This window comes from Planctobacterium sp. AWM4_229 (assembly GCF_056160305.1).
On record NZ_JBSWWX010000002.1, the window covers coordinates 308,729 to 329,035 of the forward strand.

General features: G+C 44.0%; 15 protein-coding genes and 1 tRNA gene. 8 read left to right on the top strand and 8 right to left on the bottom strand.

Annotated elements, in window-relative coordinates:
* Positions 1–1,395, bottom strand: a complete 1,395-nt coding sequence (locus tag ACXAGP_RS04440; protein ID WP_475259800.1) for an ethanolamine ammonia-lyase subunit EutB — start codon at positions 1,393–1,395, stop codon at positions 1–3.
* A gap of 347 nt (positions 1,396–1,742) precedes the next feature.
* Here ACXAGP_RS04440 and ACXAGP_RS04445 point away from each other — a divergent pair.
* Positions 1,743–1,829: transfer RNA gene (locus ACXAGP_RS04445), tRNA-Leu, on the top strand.
* A 440-nt stretch (positions 1,830–2,269) separates the two neighbouring features.
* On the opposite strand, the gene ACXAGP_RS04450 is transcribed toward ACXAGP_RS04445, so the two are convergent.
* A complete protein-coding gene (locus tag ACXAGP_RS04450; RefSeq protein WP_475259801.1) occupies positions 2,270–5,158 on the bottom strand; it encodes a P-loop NTPase fold protein in 2,889 nt (962 codons plus the stop codon).
* A gap of 276 nt (positions 5,159–5,434) precedes the next feature.
* Between ACXAGP_RS04450 and ACXAGP_RS04455 the strand changes: the two genes are divergently transcribed.
* Both ACXAGP_RS04455 and rlmF read left to right on the top strand, forming a co-directional pair.
* Positions 5,435–5,794, top strand: coding sequence for a YacL family protein (locus tag ACXAGP_RS04455; protein WP_475259802.1), 360 nt, complete (start codon positions 5,435–5,437; stop codon positions 5,792–5,794).
* 65 nt (positions 5,795–5,859) lie between these two features.
* Positions 5,860–6,795, top strand: coding sequence for a 23S rRNA (adenine(1618)-N(6))-methyltransferase RlmF (gene rlmF, locus ACXAGP_RS04460; protein WP_475259803.1), 936 nt, complete (start codon positions 5,860–5,862; stop codon positions 6,793–6,795).
* 29 nt (positions 6,796–6,824) lie between these two features.
* On the opposite strand, the gene ACXAGP_RS04465 is transcribed toward rlmF, so the two are convergent.
* Positions 6,825–8,273 carry an MBL fold metallo-hydrolase gene (locus ACXAGP_RS04465; RefSeq protein WP_475259805.1) on the bottom strand — a complete coding sequence of 483 codons (1,449 nt, stop codon included), beginning with the start codon at positions 8,271–8,273 and terminating at the stop codon, positions 6,825–6,827.
* Positions 8,274–8,476: 203 nt separating this feature from the next.
* On the opposite strand from ACXAGP_RS04465, the gene ACXAGP_RS04470 reads away from it, so the two are divergent.
* The 5 genes from ACXAGP_RS04470 (at position 8,477) to ACXAGP_RS04490 (ending at position 14,716) form a co-directional block, all read left to right on the top strand.
* On the top strand, positions 8,477–9,172 hold the full coding sequence (locus tag ACXAGP_RS04470; RefSeq protein ID WP_475259806.1) for a response regulator transcription factor: 696 nt from the start codon (positions 8,477–8,479) through the stop codon (positions 9,170–9,172).
* Positions 9,172–10,992, top strand: coding sequence for a sensor histidine kinase (locus ACXAGP_RS04475; RefSeq protein WP_475259807.1), 1,821 nt, complete (start codon positions 9,172–9,174; stop codon positions 10,990–10,992). Before ACXAGP_RS04470 ends, ACXAGP_RS04475 begins: the two co-directional genes overlap by 1 nt.
* The gene (locus ACXAGP_RS04480; RefSeq protein ID WP_475259808.1) at positions 10,989–11,903 is read left to right on the top strand and encodes a hypothetical protein; all 915 of its coding nucleotides are present in this window, start codon (positions 10,989–10,991) and stop codon (positions 11,901–11,903) included. Before ACXAGP_RS04475 ends, ACXAGP_RS04480 begins: the two co-directional genes overlap by 4 nt.
* A gap of 184 nt (positions 11,904–12,087) precedes the next feature.
* Positions 12,088–12,525 carry a hypothetical protein gene (locus ACXAGP_RS04485; protein WP_475259809.1) on the top strand — a complete coding sequence of 146 codons (438 nt, stop codon included), beginning with the start codon at positions 12,088–12,090 and terminating at the stop codon, positions 12,523–12,525.
* Between the two features lie 118 nt (positions 12,526–12,643).
* A complete protein-coding gene (locus ACXAGP_RS04490; protein ID WP_475259810.1) occupies positions 12,644–14,716 on the top strand; it encodes a TonB-dependent receptor plug domain-containing protein in 2,073 nt (690 codons plus the stop codon).
* Positions 14,717–14,753: 37 nt separating this feature from the next.
* On the opposite strand, the gene ACXAGP_RS04495 is transcribed toward ACXAGP_RS04490, so the two are convergent.
* From ACXAGP_RS04495 to ACXAGP_RS04515, 5 genes are all read right to left on the bottom strand, one after another.
* A complete protein-coding gene (locus ACXAGP_RS04495; RefSeq protein WP_475259811.1) occupies positions 14,754–15,350 on the bottom strand; it encodes a class I SAM-dependent methyltransferase in 597 nt (198 codons plus the stop codon).
* 127 nt (positions 15,351–15,477) lie between these two features.
* Complete coding sequence (locus tag ACXAGP_RS04500) at positions 15,478–16,203, bottom strand: nucleotidyltransferase domain-containing protein (protein WP_475259812.1); 726 nt, start codon at positions 16,201–16,203, stop codon at positions 15,478–15,480.
* Entirely contained in the window at positions 16,200–18,308 is a 2,109-nt protein-coding gene (locus ACXAGP_RS04505; protein WP_475259813.1) for a peptidase domain-containing ABC transporter, read from the bottom strand. Before ACXAGP_RS04505 ends, ACXAGP_RS04500 begins: the two co-directional genes overlap by 4 nt.
* 15 nt (positions 18,309–18,323) lie before the next feature.
* Positions 18,324–19,574: an HlyD family secretion protein gene (locus ACXAGP_RS04510; RefSeq protein WP_475259815.1), complete on the bottom strand. Its 1,251-nt coding sequence runs from the start codon at positions 19,572–19,574 to the stop codon at positions 18,324–18,326.
* Positions 19,552–20,307, bottom strand: coding sequence for a hypothetical protein (locus tag ACXAGP_RS04515; RefSeq protein ID WP_475259816.1), 756 nt, complete (start codon positions 20,305–20,307; stop codon positions 19,552–19,554). The genes ACXAGP_RS04510 and ACXAGP_RS04515 overlap by 23 nt, the downstream gene beginning before the upstream one ends.

Below are 20,307 nucleotides of genomic sequence, written 5' to 3' on the forward strand. Positions count from 1 at the left end.
TTACTCACCTACCTTCAACGCTGCATAAGAGGACTCAAAAGGTCCCAGTTGTCCGGTACGCGTCAGTCGTCCATCAGCTTCAAATATTTGCATTTTTTGTAACCAAGCTAAAAATTCAGGTGCGGGTTGCTTAGCCAACACCTCTCGGATGTACAAGGCATCGTGGAATGAGGTGGTTTGATAATTGAGCATAATGTCGTCGGAACCGGGAATACCCATAATAAAATTCACGCCAGCCACGCCTAATTGTGTCAACAACATGTCCATATCGTCCTGGTCAGCCTCCGCGTGGTTGGTATAACAAACGTCGACTCCCATGGGTAAACCTAATAACTTGCCGCAAAAATGATCTTCCAGGCCGGCCCGAATTATTTGCTTACCGTCATACAAATATTCAGGCCCGATAAAGCCCACTACCGTGTTTACCAATAAGGGTTTATAGCGTCTTGCCACTGCATAGGCACGTGCCTCGCAGGTTTGTTGATCAATCCCATGATGGGCATTCGCTGATAAGGCACTACCCTGGCCCGTTTCAAAATACATGACATTGTCACCCACGCTGCCGCGCTGCAATGAAAGCGCGGCATCATAGGCTTCATCTAAAACCGACAGTGAAACGCCAAAACTCTCGTTAGCACCCTGCGTACCGGCTATGGACTGAAAAACGATATCAACAGGTACGCCATTATTGATGGCCTCTAATTGCGTAGTGACATGAGTTAAGACGCAGGACTGAGTTGGTATTTGATAGTGAGTAATGACATCGTCCAACATGTGCATTAATTCTGTCACCGCAGCATAGTTGTCACTGGCCGGGTTAATACCAATCACAGCATCACCATTGCCATAAAGCAAACCATCGAGAATACTGGCAGCGATACCGGAAATATCGTCGGTAGGATGATTGGGTTGCAAACGGGTTGCCATATGACCTGCAAGCCCAAGAGTATTGTTAAACTTGCTGATCACCTCACATTTTTGTGCCACCAAAATTAAATCCTGGACTCGCATGATCTTACTCACCGCGGCCACCATCTCAGGCGTCAGGCCGGCGCGTATTTCCATCAGAGCATGGGCGGTGGCGGCATCAGAGAGTAACCAGTTGCGAAAATCCCCGACCGTCAGATGGGATACCAGGGAAAATGCCGATGCGTTGTGACTATCGACGATAAGGCGACTCACCTCATCCTGTTCATAGGGGATCACCAATTCATTGAGAAAGTGTTTTAATGGTAAATCAGCGAGTGCCATTTGTGCCGCAGCACGTTCCAGCATGGAAGTAGCGGCAACGCCCGCCAAACAATCTCCAGAGCGCAGTGGCGTGGCTTTGGCTAATAGTGTTTTTAAATCCTGAAACTGAAAACGTTGATGAGCAACATCAGCAAAAAACGACATGAAACAAGCATCTCAAAAGCAGCGTCTATGCCTTTAGCTTAAACCTGTTCATTCTTTCGTCAACTGTATTATTTCTGCAATAAAGTGCTTGCATCAGCAACACAGCTGACTATAATGCCTGCCACTCAACGTAAGTTGGGGCAATTGGTAGACATTACTTTTCTAAGAAGCAGTAACTAAGAAACCAAAGCACAATATAGTGTGCCAGAGTGGCGAAAAACTTGTAGGGAACAAGTTTTAACATGCGCAGCATGGCCCGAAGGGCGAGCGCCATGGACGGTGGCGAGTAAATTGGTAGACATTACCTAACTGTTAGGTAACTAAGAAACCAAAGCACAATATAATGTGCCAGAGTGGCGAAATTGGTAGACGCAGCGGATTCAAAATCCGCCGGTAGCAATACTGTGCCGGTTCAAGTCCGGCCTCTGGTACCAAACTTCAAACCTGCTTTTAAGCGGGTTTTGTTGTATCTAGGGCTTGTTAATTTGTAAACCGCCGGACTAAAGAACCGGTTCCCGGTCAAAACAGGCTCGTCACTTCGAACAAGCAAATGTGCTTTCGGTTTATTGAACCATACTCGCAGTCACCCAGCTTAAGAATAACGTGCAAGCAAATACTGCTCCCTATTGCGCTCATCTTAAACACATCCCTGATGATCGTCACCCAGTCCAGCCATCCTTGGCAGGCCGTTCAGCGAGGCGGCGCTGAGCGCCTAAAGAAACTCGCTTCACCCATGTCTAGTCGTTCAGTCGGCGCGCCGCTTCGCGGCTAAAACAGCCTCCTTCACCCTCTGGTACCATCCTCTAAATTAATTACAAGATACCACGCGTTTCTTTATTGCTCATTGACGTTTTTAAACTTTAAAATGTTCGAACTATAAACTAGGTTCGATTCCAAATATTTCAATCCAACTCTCTTCCCAACCTTCCTTCAACGAAAAAGCACTAAATTTGACATGTAAATCATTTCGAATTGAAAGCCATTTTTGAGTCTTCAATTTCTTGGTTCTCAATGCCCTCGATACATTGTTCGAAAATTTTGTGTTATCTGCAGCAACAATAAAGCGATTAATACATTCTGTAATTTCCGTTCCAAAACTGTACTCATGTCCCATCACCTTGCGCACAAGCAAAGCGCAAATGATTAAAGGAATATATTCTGTTCCTAAGAACCTCATACCATCAATATCGTCTGGTATGAGTTCATCCAAATCGTAATCTGGCTGTTCTGCGGTCTCAGTAATCGGATCTTCCTCATCCAGCGTTAAATGGAGTTGCCCATAGCTAGTTTTGTTTACAAAGGTTGATTTAACCTTCGTAGACAATTCACTGACCAATGTTCTTAACCGTTCTTCAGCAATACTGACTTCGGACATAGACTCACAACTTTTATTAAGGAGCTTTTCAAATTCATGTCTGGTCGAAAGATAATTTGAAACCATATCAGCTAATTTCGATTTCTCGACAAAGTCAATTCCGTCTTTAAAAATTGTATTTTCGCCTTTTTCTCCCATATACGAAAAAACACCGTCATATTCATGTTTCACTCGGTCGTAATCTGATTCAGTGTGGAATGGTAAGTCAGCAGAGACCAAAGAAAGATAGACCCGTTCCTGAATTATAGAGGTCTGAAACACTGCACCAAGGGGAGAAATTCTGAATGTTTCGCCTATATTTATATCAAAATCAACGATATCGTCACTATCACTGGGAATTTCAAGACATTCTATAAACCGTTGCCTAACCAACTCTTCGATTCCAGACAAAACCCAGCTAGAGCGATATCCATACATTTTTGCAAACTCAACAATTCTGTTTTTAGGTATACCGTGCGTTCTTTCATTAGCCTTTATTGAGTACATTAAAAAGAGAATTATCCTCGTTTTAAGAAAATAGCAACGATTTACGTTTTGATATGGAGTAAAAATATTTGGAATAACAACAGGCTCACCAGCCTCTTGCCCGACCATCAATGCAGCTAATATTTCTTGGTGTGTCCATTTATCTGTTCTAGAGCCCAGCTGAAAATGGATTTTTTTAATCAACTCATAGAAGAATCTGATGTTGTGCCACGCGACACATGACAGCGTCTCAATGATCTTTGTACCGTCTTTCGAGCGTTGTAAGCTATCCTTAATAACATCTTTGAATGAATGCGATGCTTTCTTAAATTCATCTAACTCAAACTTTCTTCGCCAATCTCTCACACGGTGATCATCATCAAAGTGGTTCTCTATGTACTTAATTCTGGCAGAAATGAGCTTGCCGAAATCAGGGGCTTTTAGATGTATAACTCTGTCACCGGAACGAACATCCATAAATCCACTATTTTTGTTTTTGAAATAGGTAAATTCTCGCATTGTTATAATAACAGTAGCGCCACTCTCGGAAGATATCTTGTGAGCTATCGCATACATTTCTTCCTGGAAGTCTTCAGAGGCTCTGTCTACATTATCAATAATAAGAATTGCGTTGGTGTTTTTACTTGTGATGCCCTTTAACGAACGAACTACAAAACTGTGGGTTTGGCTCTTCAATGATTCAAGTAACTCTGCTTCATGCTCCATTAGAAGATTAGGATCTTGTTCAAACTGCTTTTTTCTCGCCCCACCTTTCAAAACATCTATTTCTTTTTTATATATTTGGCAGAGATTTTCATAAGAGTGAATCCATTCAAACGCTTTTAAAAGCTCATCATTTATTCTCTCGAAAATTATTTTTGTTGCTGAAGTGGTAGTTCTTGATACGTCATTTATCAGGTCTACCAATACTGGAATAGTATTAGATGTTTTGTCTGTTTTTGCCTCTATAAGACTTTTTTGAACTAATGTACTTTTACCACACCCAACTGAACCGGTAATAATAATGACTTTTCCTGAGTTGGATTCATTGATGATGGCATCTTTACTCTGCCCCGGCTCTAAATCTTCAGCAAATGATGGTAAGTAGCTAGGCGCTTTATCCTTCAATACTCTTTTAAGATCACCTTTGTATTGGGAAAGCTTAGAGTCTGAAACAAAGCAATAATCGAGCATTTTTCTTTGGTTGCTGTCGGTAATCTGTGAGAAGAACGCCTCATAAAATTCATCCAGATAATTCTCTCTGTTGAATTGACCCCATTTGAGTTCGCTATAATCTGACTTGATTATTTTTGCCACAGGCGAAGGAGAATAATTCAACTCACTGAGATGGCTTTCTAGTTCACCAGCAATTACTCCTTCTTTGGAAAGCATGTTCCAAAAGTGATCAAAATAAAATTCGTCACTAAAAATATCACCGAAATAAATTCCTTTCATGGAATCAATAGTTTTTCCGGGCGAAACCGCTAACTGAAGAGCCAGCCACTCCCTCCCATTTGTTATGACAGCGTAAGAAACTCCATTATCGAAACAGTATTTTGATGCTTGGGTAATTGTTTGAGTTAAGTGGTTTTTGAATGCCGTCTTCAGATAGGAAACTGAGTACTCTACTTGATTGAGTTTAGATTTTGGGGAACCGAAAGTAATACCAACCTTCTTTGCTTCAACAACTAATTTTGAAGTGTTCGAGTCCTTTAATAAGTAATCACAAAACCCACTTGATGAACTGTGAGATTCTGGGTTGAAATCCTCTGTTCCCCACCCCAAAACTTTGAGTACTTCGTCAATAAGCCTCAGCCTTGTTTCAGCCTCATTCGCCGTATGAAGTGCAGTAAAACATTCATTGAAGTCTTCCCTAAGAGTATTGAATTTCTTGAGGCTATCTTCCTTTTGATTTGTGAGCATTGGCATTCCATGAGCAGGGTAATTTTTTAGATTTACCAAAAAGAACAGAAGAGTCAATAGCTGCCCTTACAGATAGAGGAATAAAAGGGGGCGTAGTCCTTTTAAAACCCTTTTAATACCCCAGCAAACCTGACCCCGTAATTTTTTTTAAAACACCACAATCAAATACAACAAAAATCAGCATATATACTCAACTTAGTTTGGTATAATCGCTCGCCGAAATTTGAGCAATAGTGGTTAAGAGATAGCCCCCCCCGATGAAGAGGCCCAAAACAAGTGGAATATCAATTTACAATGCGTTTCTCTAAATACCCTAGCGCAACATTTGAAATGGGTGGTGAAGCGTTCGGCTATTGGTTCTCGGATGAATTGCGTGACGACCAAACCAAGATTACTAATCTAATAAACACCATACAACGACTGCAAGACAGGCAGATACAAGAATTCAAGTTAACAGGCAAAAATTATGATCTGCTGTTGTCCTCTGAAGAAGTGGAAGTACGTTCCCATGCCTATTCAGAAGACGCACCACCAGAAGGCGCAGAATGGTGCAGCAACGTCATCGCAGGTTGCGGATTACAGGACTTTGAATCGGTCTTATTATCCTGGAAAGACTTTACGCAAAGTACGCTTTAATAAGTTAAGTTGCTTGCTGATAAACAAGCTACCGTGTTAATCCACCGATATTGATTTGAACTGTTGTGAACTCAAAAGCGAAACTCCATCCCAAAAATAAACACAATCAAGATTACAACTTTGATCGACTGTGCAAGGCGGTTCCTGAATTAGCCCGCTTTATAGTTAAAAGCCACGGCAAACAAACTGTGGATTTTGCTAGCCCGACAGCGGTTAGACTGCTCAATAAAGCGCTGCTTAAGGATGATTACGCTATTGAGCACTGGGATATACCTGAAGGCTTTTTGTGTCCCCCCGTTCCGGGCAGAGTGGATTATATTCATTACCTGGCGGAATTGCTTCAATCTACTTTCCAAAAGGAAATCCAGCACAACAAAGTCAAAGTGCTAGACATTGGCACTGGTGCCAGCTGCATTTATCCGCTACTTGGTTATAAGAGTTATGGCTGGCGCTATGTGGCAGCGGATATCGATAGCCAATCTATCAAAATTGCCAGGCAGATAGTCAACGCGAACCATGGCTTGTCAAAGGCCATTGAGGTACGCCATCAAAAGCAGTCCAATCAAATTTTCCACGGAATAATTAAGGCACATGATAGGTTCCATTTAACCCTGTGTAACCCGCCTTTTCATGACTCGCCAGAACAAGCAGCTAAAGGCACCAATAGAAAATGGCAAAACTTAGGAAAAGCCAAACAAAAAGATGCGCCCCCTGCACTCAATTTTGCGGGTCGCTCTAATGAGCTTTGGTGTAAAGGCGGAGAACTAGCCTTTATTCGCAACATGGTGAGAGAAAGCCGCCACTATGATCAGCAAGTAGCCTGGTTTACGTCACTGGTGTCTAAAAAAGACAATGTAAGTGGCATAAAACTCGCCCTGAAAAAGGCCAACGCCAGGCAAATTAAAGTGGTGAAAATGTCACAGGGGCAAAAGATAAGCCGCTTTATTGCCTGGAGTTTTCTAACTCCAGACGAACTCATCAGCTGGGATCTAAAAGAATAGAAAAAAGCCAATAATCTAACTGCTTACAATCAAAGGTGAGCCTCGTAAGTCTTATTTACCACATCCACTGAAATATTGTTGTTTCGGTAGTTTCCCACGATACGGCTGAAACTCAGCTGCTCACTTCGAATGAAGTCGATAAAGGTCTTGGTGTAGCCCGGTACAATTTTCGCGATGGTATTATCAAACGGAATATGCATGAAAGTAGACTGAAAAATAATGTCCTTGTCTTTGAAATGCACAAAGCTCTGTCGCTTAGCATGCATATTTTCCAGTACATAAAACGTCGCCCCGTCAATGACTTCTCCATGTGTAATCGTTCTAAACTTAAAGCTGGAAATATCGTCAGCAAAACCGGGATAAGCTTCGATACCACTGATGGTATACGCATCGGCAAGTATTTCTATTCCCTGTTGCGCAAATACGCTGAGGCCGGCTACTTGATAGAGGTGCGGATGGGTCACGTAAATTGCAGTGACGGTCTTGTCGGGGAATTGCTCGTTGATCAGTTGCAATGTTTTCTCTGCGATGCTTTTGCCACCAGCGGCACCCATGATCATTATCTTGTCGCCCGTTATTTTGAGTAAACTGTTTTGGGCGGCAGACGAATCTGTTACCAGAAACAGATCCCTGGCAATCTCGTTTGCCACCAAAATGCCGTCACCTCTTTGGTATTGTGGTCCATAACCTTGTGGCACCTTGAGTCTGGATGGTTCAACACCATCAATCTCTGCAAAGTCATCAATGTACTTAATATAGGTGGGTTTAGTTTCCCCGTCGTAATACTTCACAATGCTACGGGCATAGGTATAGCCCCGCGTTGTTTGATAGTCATCGTAGTGGAACACACCGTTTAACAGACCGTGATTGATGGAAATGAGCTGGATTGGGTTATTTCGAAACTGATATTCAACGACTTTTTCATCCGCAATTTCGTGTATTAGTGTCGTAGTATCTGATTGTTCATCCATAAAGATAGACATCTTGTCTTCAATATGGGCTTCCTCAAAGATGGGTCTCACCACAAGAAAGTCTATATTGGTGATCATATGGCGTTTGAACCTGTCGAAATTGTCCATATCTCTTCGAAGGATCATTCTTCCTAAAGACGTCGCACTTTTTTCGTAAAACACGCTCTCTTTATCGTTCTGGAACTGTACTCTATCAAACAGTCTGCCACCCGCGTAGTAGAGAATATCGTTGTCGTAAAAGTGCTTTTTAGCTAAGTCCACTTCAACCATTCTTTGCGACATATGAAGATTAGGGGCCTGGAAGTCCCAATAGTTGAGTACCCGATAGCGACGATTTAAAAAATGGTATTTCAGGGTGAATGCATCAATAGAAAAGGTGTCTTGATAATGGTCTTTGAGTTTTGCAACAAACTCTTCTGTTTCGCCCGCCTGAACTGAGGACACAATGCAATAGAAAAGTAGCAGGCAAGTTATCTTTCTAAAGCAATTAAGCTGTTTTGCGAACATCTAAATCTCCTTGCTGACATCTCAAGCGACACGTTGTTTTAACGTTTATTTTTCGGCTTAAATCTAGAGATTTATTCCTCTTTATAACAGGCATGTTATGTAAAAATTGAAGCCCGGAATTTTACAAAAGTTTACATGCAGTACTTTTGATAATTGCTATAGTCCGGGTTAAATCGCGCCGTATTAAAAAGAGAAGCATTTCATTGAGTACCAAACCCAGACTTCTGATCGTTGAAGATGAACCGAGTATTTTACGCGGGTTAACGGATCTATTCGTATTCCACGGCTATGAAGTGGAGAGCGAAAGCGATGGTCAATTGGGGTTATCTCGTGCCTTGGGCAACCCTTACGCCTGCGTGCTGCTGGATGTTATGCTGCCTTCAGTCAATGGCTTTGAAATCTGCAATGCCATCAGAAATCACTCCCCAACTCGGCCCATCATAATGCTGACCGCTAAAAATACAGAAGCAGACATAATAAACGGCTTAACGCTGGGGGCCGATGACTATGTTGCTAAGCCCTTCTCCACCTCAGAACTGGTTTTACGGGTTAACGCCCTGGTACGACGTTCAGGTTGGACTGGTACAGATAATAAACTGATTATCAATGATGATGTTTTTATCTTCACTCAATCGTTAACCGGATCTTCCTACCACAAGGAGATAAAATACACTCGCCTTGAAATTGACATCATCAACTACCTGAAACAACAACATAAGCCAGTTTCCCGAGATGAACTACTCCGCCAGGTATGGGGATACAAAATCACTACGGACATGGATACCCGAACAGTGGATATACACATCGCCAAAATTCGCAAGAAAATTGAAGCTGACCCCAAGTCCCCCAAACTCTTGATAACCCATCGTGGCAAGGGTTATCAACTGAATGCCGACTGATGCAATTTTTAAATCAACCTTTGCTCAACCACACCCTTCGTCTGCGCAAGTTGCGCCTGGTCGCATTGGGATTCTCACTACTTTTAATTGTGCCACTGGGAATGCTGTTGATTCTGGGATATCAGCAACTGGAAAAGGACGCAATTGCCATTTATGAGAATGAGTCTAATGCCTTGCTTGTGGCTGCCAACAGGAAATTTTATAAAAGACTCACCTTGTCGAATAACTTGCCCGCTACGGCATTCGATTATTATCAACCCACCTATAACCCCATCACACAACAAACAGAAAAGGTGCTTTCGCCCCTGTCTGGTTTAGATATCCAACAATTAGCAGAAGCCAGAAATATTGCAGGCTTAGTGGGTTATTTTCAGTTTGCATCAAACGGCCAATTTAATAGTCCTGTTTATCCATTTTCATGGGGGCGCGATGACAAAAGCAATATAGAGAACTTTCCCGGACAGAATGAGCAGCAAAATCCAAATCAGTTAAATGAACGCAAGAACCTCGCACTCAGCATCTATCAGACTGTGTCTACATCGCGAGACCTTTCCGCACTCTTGCAACAAGGGCTGCAGCAGAAAGATGAATTATTCAAGATCATCTTCGATATTCCGGAGTATTTTGTTTTTTACCGGGTTATTTCCCTTGGCCAACAAAAACGCTTGCAAGGCTATCTGGTTGAGCGCAAACCTTATATGCAGCGCGCCTTTTTGGGGATGTTGGAAAGGCGGCGCTTTGACAGTCCGGTCTTGATTACCTTGCAAGACATCCGTACCTCTGATGATGTTGAGTATTTTCTCTATGAAAATACACCCGATGGACAAGCTAAGGTCAGCTGGAAAAATCAGATTGCAGCGCATTGGCAACAACAAATTATTTCCAGCGCCAAACTTGCTTCACCTTTTAGAGGTTATGAGGTAACGGTATCCACCAGTGAAATTCCCATGACAAAAACAATGCTGTACAGCAGTGTTTTTGCCTTTGTTTTGATAGTCATCATGCTGGCAGCCTGCTATGGGTTTTATCGTTTAGGGGTCCAACAATCGGCCTTAGCCGAACAACGAATGAATTTTGTTTCGGCAGTCAGTCATGAGTTAAAAACCCCACTGACCGCAATTCGTATGTATGCAGAAATGCTGCAACAAGGCACGGTGATTTCTAAGCAACATCAACAAGATTACTTTGCTTTCATCTTTACCGAAAGTGAGCGGCTAACGCGTTTGATCAACAATATTCTGCAACTTTCTAAGCTCAATAATCAGCGGCTAAACGTTGCAGCAGACCATACAAAATTGACAATACTGCAAGACATGATCCGTTCTAAAACCTCGTCGTTGATGGAGGCAAACGGCTTTCAACAAAACATCATTGTCGACATTGCCAGTCCCGAAAATATCGAGGTCTGGATTGAGCAAGATGCGTTCTCACAAATTGTTATCAATGTTACCGACAATGCCATCAAGTTTTTTGATAAAAACCAAATCAAAGACCCTGGCCGTCAAAAAATTGATTTCATCTTTAGTCTGCCTTCTCCCAACGAACAGCTATTACAGCTGGAGATCCGTGACTACGGAGAAGGGATTGAAAGCGGACAGGAAACAAAAATATTCGATTTATTTTTCCGCGGCGGGGATGAACTCACCCGCAGTACCCAAGGCACCGGAATGGGACTCGCGCTAGTGGAAGAATTGGTAAAAGCACAGCAAGGTACTGTTCAGGCAGTGCGCAAAAAGCCCGGTCTGGCCATAATTCTCTCCTTTAAATATCAGCCTGGATCAGAAACCCACAATTCTATTTTTAAGGACAAACAACAATGAGTAAAAAAGCTATTTTCCTGGTAAGCATTTTAGCGGCGTTGGCAGCTAAATCGATTAGCGCAAACGAAGTATTTCCAAAACTACAAGGCCCTTGGTTTGGTCAATCCACTCCGGGCAATACCCCCAAAGTTTTCGCCCCAGGATTGGTATCTCTGGAGGGGCGGTATGAGTTTGGCATTTCTTTCTCACCGAATTTAGACGAGCTGTACTTTACTGCGCTTGAAACAAGAGATGATAGTAACCCCGAAATTTACTATTCAAAAATAGAGGCTGGCTATTGGAGCAAACCTGAGAAAGCGGATTTTAGCAACGGAAAACTTGTGTATGAGCTTCTGCCACATGTCAGCTTGTCTCAAGACAGAATCTACTTTTCGGGTCGAACAAATCAATCTAAAGACTCCAGTGGCATTTGGTATGCCACGCGTAAACAAAGTGCCTGGAGCGAGATAAATAAACTAGATGTGATGCCAGAAAAGGGGCGCTTGTCTGACTACAATCAAGGCAATGGCAGCCAGGTTATCTTTACTAATATGCCCGAGAGAAAATTATACACAGCTCATAACGTCAATGGCCAAATCAGTGAACTGAAACCATTAGATATCGAATTTGGTCTGCACGGTTTTATGTCTCCCAAGCAAGATTATTTGTTAGTCAATGCTCGTAATCGCAGCAATGAACAACGCCGCGACAATGATCTGTATGTTTACTTCAAAAGAGAAGATGGCAGCTGGTCAAAGCCCGTTAACCTTGGAAATCAAATAAACAGCACGTATTCCGAAACTGTCGCCCGAGTGTCGCCTGATGGCAAATATTTGTTTTTTGGCCGTTACAACGAACCCGGCCGCGTTTCCAATATTTACTGGGTTAGCACCGATGTAATTTACGCTCTTAAAAAACAGCTCAAAGAGTAATGCCAAAACCAGGGGGAAATATGAAGATCGTTGTCGCCGCTGTTAGTGTTACTTCAGTTGCTGCATCAGCAGCGCCTAAGGCACCGGGAGCTGAATATCCCGTGGCATCGGCATAAACTGCGTGGTTCAGGCAACAAAAAGTCTTTATTTTTCATTGTTTTGTTTTCGCACCAAGGTACACTGAGTGTCTCGAACTTCTCTGGTGCTGGTTAAGTTGACTCGATTCCTCCACTTTTTTTTAGTCTTATCGCTACTGCTGCAAAGTAGTCTTGCTGCGTTTGTTCAGCAAGACCGACTCGCCGCATTTCAGGATAGGATCAATGGGGATACCGAGCTGATATGTACCGGCACACAAATGAAATGGATATCCCATAGCTTGACCGAGCAGGCCGGTGCTTTTGTTTTTGTGGAAGCACCGGAAGAATACCAAAACACTTCTTTTGAACACTTGTGTCCTGTCGGGGAATATGCCGATATTCAACCTTTTACTAAACTATCGGAAACCGCTGTATTGGTAAACTTTCAGGTGTTTCGCGCTCTTATCACTCGCCTGAATCAGCGCCCTTACACGCTATTTGCCTATCAAAGTCCACTATCTCGCGCTCCTCCTTCCCTTATTTAATCACCTTAAAAAAATTCAATTTTCTCGCCTGCTGAAGCAACGGATATTTCCGGCTTACCGTTGCGGGAATTCATCAGATTTTTGTGCCCTTAACGGGCAATATAAAGGAATTAAATAAATGAAATTGCGCACCTCATTGATTGCAACAAGCGTAGCCTCTGCGATATTCGCCAGCCCTTTTTTACACGCTTCGGAAGAACAGCTTGAGCACGTCGAAGTCCTGGGTCAAACCAATAACACCATAAGCTCGGTAGAGCTGATCCAGGGTGACACCTACTCCCCTGATTTACGTGATGCACTAAAACGCCTTCCCGGTTTAACCGGCAATGGCAATGGCCCCTTATCCGCTATCGCCCAATACCGAGGTTTATTTGGCAATCGAGTGCATGTCAGCGTCGAAGGTGGACCTGTTGCAGGTGCCGGACCCAATGCCATGGATCCGCCCTTATCCAATGTCTTTGCCTTGCCTGGTAGCGAATTGAACCTGCATCGCGGAATTGCGCCAGTATCTGTTGCCGCCCAATCACTCGGTGGTGCCATAGAAATCCAACAAAATGCCGATGCCCTATTCTCTGAACAAAGTAACTGGCAAGGTCAATTGACTTTGCAACACGGACAGTTAGGGGACGCCAGAAACCATAGTGGGGTGTTGGGTTATTACAGTGAAAACCTGTATCTGCAAACTTTTGCGCTGAGCCAGCAACGGGATGACATAGAAGACGGAAATGGCAACCTGGTGCCCAACAGTTTTTACGACCGACAAATGGCAGGCATTGCGGCAGGCTTTCGCTATGGCGACCACCAGTGGCAAGGTTATTACCATAAAGCGGATACTGATCACACGGGTACGGCCGCACTGGCAATGGATATTCAATACATAGACGCTGCCATCTATCGGCTATCTTATCTTTGGCAGGCTAACGCACACCGTTCACTGACGCTAAAGTTTCATGGCAATAGCAATCAACATGGCATGAACAATGTTGATTTTCGTCCCGCTACCATGCCTGAAATGGCCAGGCTCAATAGCGTGGATAGCCTTGCCAAGGGCTACTCTTTAGTATGGAAAGACAAACTGCTTAAGGGCAACCTGGAAACCGGCGTAAATTGGCACACAGCTAAACATAACTCCGTTATTACCAACCCGCAGATGGGTAATCTCACCATCAATAATTTCAATGATGTTGAACAGCAGTTGAGCAGCCTCTATGGCCAGTGGGACAGCCAGCTATTGGGTCTCGATTGGCTAATTGGCGCCCGTTACACTCAGGTAAAAAGTGACGCCGATGAAGTTGCCAATACGATGGCAATGATGAATCCCAATATTGCTATCTTAGTTGAAGATTTTAATAGCGCACAACGCAATCTGGATTTTAGTTTTGTCGATGCGAGCCTGCATTTAAGTGACAACATCAACAAACACTTGAGCTGGCAACTGGCAGTGGCACAAAAAAATCGCGCTCCGGCCTATACTGAGCTCTATGTTTGGTTGCCACTGGGTATTTCGGCAGGTTTAGCCGATGGCAGGAATTATTTAGGTAACCTAGAGCTCAAAGAAGAAACCGCGCAACAAATTGATTTTGGCCTTAACTACCACAGCAATCGTTTCAGTATCATGCCGAGAATATTCTATCAGCGCATCGATGATTATATTGTTGGCGATCCTTCCACAAACCAAACAGCCAACATGGTCTCAATGATGATGAGTGGCGACAGCCCGCTACAATGGCAAAACACCGATGCCACCCTATATGGAGCCGACCTGGAGTTAAAGGTGAATATCTCTTCGACGATAACACTCGATATGGCAGCATCGATAGTGCGAGGAGAACGAGATGACATCGAAGAACCACTTTATCGCATATCACCCGCGACGTTGTTAACCCGGCTAAATTGGCAAAGTGGCGCCTGGAATGCAACATTGGAATCTGAATTAGCCGCCAGTCAAACCCGTACCTCCAGCTTACAGAATGAAACACAAAGTACGGGTTATGGTATCGTCAATGGCAACCTCTCTTATCAGTTTAATGAGTTCCTTAAACTGACTGGGACGATTTCCAATCTATTTGACAAAGCCTGGCAACCTCATCTTGGCGGGGTGAATAGAATCCAAGGGATAGAGCAACCAGCGGGTGAAAGGTTATTTGCCGCCGGTAGAAATGTTCATATCGGATTGCAGGCTTCTTTCTAACCTCGAAATGGGCACGCACTGTGCCCATATCCCACCTTCAGAGTTGCAACGGCTTGCAAGCGATAACAGAAAACGCATGCCAGTGTTTTTCACGTCCCGTCATTGTCGGATAGAGGCCGTTGCGCTCTTTTATCCCTATCACGTCAAACTCGGAGAACAATTGCTGCAATTGAGCCTTGGTGAAGAATTTGGTGGAGGTTTTGTTTTGGGCATGATTGCTATCGTCGTCAACACCGAGAAAGTCACCACAAAACACACCACCTGGCTCAAGCGCATCTTCTATGCGATGCCATACGCTATCAAAATGCTGTTCCTTGCAAAAAAACAAGGCGGAATTGGCAATGACAAGCCCTGCTTTGGGGTAGGTAAAGTCCTCAAAACTGGCCTGATACCAATGCAGTTTATCTGTTACTGGAGCGTTCTCGCGACACAGTGCAATGGCGCGTTCGTCTTTGTCAAAGGCATGAACTTCATAGCCTTTTTCCAGCAAGTAACGGGCATCATTGCCGACACCACAGCCGCAATCAATTGCCACAAAATACTGCGAATGGTTGTGCGCAATAGCAGCTTCCAATATTTTGCTGTGGCCTTTTTGAATGCGCTTTTGATAATAAATATCCGTCATCGCCTTCATACTTATGATCTCATCCGATATTAACCTGTGCGCTAACACTGTTGCTTGTTAGGATTTGCCCCATGCTAACTGTCGGCATAATTGCGCAACAGCACACAGGAACAAAGTAATAAATCACAAAAAGCCCCTAGGCATAATTAATAACCTCATTGCCCATCAAAACCTCATGCTCTTTGAGCAACCTGGATATATGAGCCAGCTTTTCGTCTGTTGCGCTCGTGGCAAGACTCGCCATAATCAATTGCTCCGATGCGGACGACATTTCAGCAATGTGCTGCAACATTTTTTTTTCAGATCTTCCCCACGCCTTGTTCTTCGTGCAAAGATAAGTATAAAAACCACTGATAAGCTGAGCGTGAAGCAACTGAAATGTGGCGGTATTTTCCAGGCTGTCTTGCATGTCCTGATAAAGGGTATTGATTCTGGACTTTAGTCGCGTTGCAAAGCCCGGGTCATGTAGTGCTGCCGGACCCGACTGATAGCGAGTCCTGGCGAGGCTCAAAAGCTCAGAGGTCAGATCTGGCGCATCGTACAACACCTTAGCTTCAAGCATTGCAGGCACGTAACAGACATGTCCTTTTTGCAACATTGCTCTGAATCGACGAATACCAATATGGACAAGCTCAAAAGTACGCTGTCGTTGAATGAGATGTTTTTCATAGGCATTTGATTTAGATAAAAGCAATACATCTACATCGCTGTGCGGTTGGGCAGTTCCGCTAAAATAAGAGCCATAACCGATAACACATTGTATCGGGTTCTGGCTTGCAAGCCGCTGCACTATGTCTTGCAATGAGCCCAGTACCGACTCGCTTTCTGGCAGTGCAATTTCAGGATTGGTTAGCTGGATCATGCGTTGTTGGCCGGTGCTATCTGGGTGATTTTGTGCTTTTCAGTAACATCCAGTAATGCCTCGGAAGTTAGCCGAAATATGCGATCAGCGCTCTGAATGGTTTGCGGTCTGTGGGCGATTACAATGCGCGTTATTTGCAGCTTACAAATAGCTTCGCCAATAGAGCGTTCCACCCGCAGATCCAGGTTGCTGGTCGCTTCATCCATGATGAGAATAACCGGATTTTTGTACAAGGCTCGCGCCAGCAAAATACGCTGCTTTTCTCCGCCTGAGAGTCCTCCACCTTGATGACTAAGCAGGCTGTTGTAGCCCATTGGCTTACTTAAAATCATACGATGAGCATGAGCAATTTGGGCACACTCTATCGCCTTTTTCACATCAGGTGTGGCATCGAAAAAGGTAATATTTTCCAGGATAGAGCCGGCGTACAAGCGGTCATCCTGCATCACACTCGCCACATGCTCTCGGTAATTCTTCGCGCCGTAGCGACGCAGATCGACCCCATCCACCGATAGGGCTCCCTTGCTTGGTTCAAGCAAACCCAACAATATTTTCACTAAGGTAGATTTACCACTGCCCGACAAACCGGTAATTGCAATGTATTCACCGCGTTGAACACTGAGATTGAGATTGCTGAAAACAGGGTCGGAAAACTCGTCGTATTGGTAGCTGACGTCTTTTAGTTCGATGTCGCCCTTAAATTTGGGGGGTTTAGGCGTAGCTGGCTCCCGAACAGGCTCCGTGAGTGCAATATCTGAGACTCGCTCAAGGTGCAGACGCAACATCTTAAATTCCATTAATTTGTCAATCAACGAGCTGATACGGCTGATAAAAATACGTTTGTACGCTAAATAAGCCACCAACATACCGATTGTCGCCTGACCGGCAATAACACTGAGAATAAACAGGTAAACAACCAGGATATTCTCCACGCCAAAATTCAAGCCATTGATCAATCGATACCACTCTCTGGTTTTCTTTACCTTTAAGTTGCTATTGACGTATTCGGAATTGAAATTCATCCATTGCGAAGATGCCCTGCTCTGTCCATCGAAACCCATGATGGTCTGAATGCCCTGAATACTCTCAATAAAATTACTGCGTTCTCTCGCTCTGTCTTTGATTTCTTGTTCGTTTAATTGTCTAAAGCGCTTAAAGGCAATCACCCTGACTGCGGCGTAAATTGCAACAAAAAACAGTACCAGCGAAGTAATCCCGGCGTGATAGTAAAACATGGCAATCACCAGAGTGAGCGCCATCAGCGCATCAATAACAAGCGTTATCAGGCTGGATGTTAGAAAGTCCCTGACCTTGTTTAAAGAATCGAAACGGGTAACGATGTCGCCAACATCGCGCTTTTCAAAAAAGCTCAGAGGTAAACTCAATAGATGTTTAAAAAGGCTACCCGACACCTGAATACTGAATAGTGACCCCAGGTGAAAAATGACAAATGATCGCAGTAGCGTGGCAATCTGTTGAAATACCAATACAAGGCCAAATGCAAATGCTATGACGATAAGTAAACTGCTGTCGTGGGTTGGAATAATGCGATCTATTCCCACCTGCAAATAATAGGGTGCGAGCAAGGTAAAAAGCTGCAGAAACAAGGACAAAACAAACACTTTTGCCAAATTGCGTTTTAGCCCCGTGATTTGCTGCCAAAGCTGCCTGATGGAAAAGATCTCTTTCACTTCTTTTTTCACAAAGCTCTCGCCAGGAAACAGCTCAAGAGCAACTCCTGTAAAAGACTTTCCAAACTCAGATAAGGAGATATGGCGCACTCCCTGTCCGGGATCGTGTATCACAACATGTTTCGCTGTGACTTTTTTCAGCACCACGAAATGATTCATATTCCAGTGCAAAACACAGGGTAAATTGATGTGTTTAATGGCGTCGATTTCAACTTTCAGAGGGCGTGCCACAAGACCGTTAACATGGGCAATATCAACGAGATTGTCCAATGTCAGGCCCTGCGAGGAAACCTGATGTCTGCGCCGTAAACTGACCAGATTTTGATGGCTGCCGTGATAAGACAACATCATAGCGACACAAACCAGGCCGCATTCAGCAATCTCAGACTGTAGATAAACAGGTAGCTTATTCATTTTATCGTTGTTTCCCTACAGGCTATTCTTTAATTCGAGCAACGGGCTGAGCAGGTACATCAGGAAGGTCTGCTGCTCCATGACAATATCAGCCTGCAATCTCAAGCCGCTTTTCAGCGGCACAGCACGTCCCTTGCCAACCATTTGCTGCTCTGCAAGTGAGGCTCTAACGCGATATACCGGCTCGGCAATATTCAGCGGGTTGCTCCACTCGTCGGGCCGAAGCACACTTTGAGATATTTCGCTGACCAGACCTTCAACATCGCCATATATTTGGTTGGGAAAAGCATCAAAACGGATGTACACATCCTGGCCTTCTTCGATAAAGGCGATAGCGCGTGAGGGTACAAGCAATTCAGCAAGCAGCTCACTGTTTGCCGGGGTAATCGTTAAAAGGGGAAATTGATTACTGACAAACTCACCTTCTTTGGCCACGATATTACTAACTATGCCGGCATTTCTTGCCTGAACTTCATATTCAATTTCGTCGGACATAGAGAGTAAACTGCGTGTCAGTGCAGAAATCTCGGTCTCAATATCCAGTAGCAATTTTCGCTTCTCCAGAGGCAAATTTTTGCGCTGCTGTTCATTTTGCTGTTGCGAATTTTTAAGTCCCAGTAGGGTATTGAGCTGTTCAAGATGCGATTCCTGTAAACGCAAATATTCTGCCTTGGATTGCGCAATATCCAGCTCAGATACACCGCCCACCGTTGCCAGTGATTTTTGACTGGCAAGTGTGGCCTCAGACAATGCAATACGCTGTTCGATGATTGTGATTTTCTGATTCAAGTTTTCAATTTTAGCGATAAGGCTCTTGGCTTCTTTTTGCAGTGATGCAGTGCGCAAGTCTATGTTCTCAATGGCATCACTTTTAGAAAGTTGCAGTGAGGCAAGCTGCTTTTCCAATTCCTGCTTCAACTGTTCGTCGTTGGAAGAGCCATCTAATCGATGCGAATTACGGCGTATTATCGCCAGCGGCTGACCGACACTCACTGCATCGCCCTCATTCACTAACAGTGTTTTGATAATGGCATCCGAGGTGGGATATATCTTTACGACCGCTTGGTCATATACCAGATAGCCGGTGACGGTTTTTTGATCTTTGAACTCTGCAATGGCGATGAACAGTAAACTCGCGATAGCGATCAAACTAAAAAAGGACAGCAGCAAATTGTAGGAAGGCGGCGTATTGAGCACTACCGAGCCATTTAACCTGTTGTGATTATGCTCCAGGGCTTCTTTTCTAAATAAGGTTTGCAAGTTCATCGGGAACTAATCCTTTTAAGCGCATATTAGAGACAGGCTTGCGAAACACGATGCCTTCGGCATTGATTCGAGGGAAGCACTCAGCTAAAACCTCCTGAGTTGTCTCTGCGATGAGCGCTTGTCTTTCGCTATGAGAGGACTTTGCTAAAGTATTTATCTTCTGAGCGAGATCGGGAAAATCCCGATTGAGATGTTGTGTGATTAGTCTTGGGTTATAAGACGGCAAAACCTTGTGTTTCAAACACATTAGTTGATAAGCACACTGTGTCCACTCACTCATGTAATGCAGCATTTGCAGCTGCTCCTCAACCACCGTATAAGCTAATTTTCGTTGCAGATTCATTAACCTGGCTTTAGTGGCACAAACATGAGCATCAGTGGTCCAAAACTTCTGTTCTTGCCATTGGGTTTTAATCCACTCAAGACATTGCTCAAGACTCCCCGTATCGTCTTTCAAGATCACTGCCCGATGCAAACTTTCTCGCCAATGTGCCGCTCCTTCAGATTTAGCGAAGGTATAGATAAAATAGGGCAGCGAGCATATAGTGACATCCAGTGAATGCGCGTGATAAGGAAGGATTTTTTTGACGACATTTTGCGTAGACATTATGGCAATCAAATCAACGTCGCTGGTTGCCCCATGTCGCCCCTCAAAAAAACTACCAAGGCCTAAAACGGCTTTCGCGTCCACCAGATCCGGGTGCGCCAGAATAGTACTGCTACTCAATGCCAT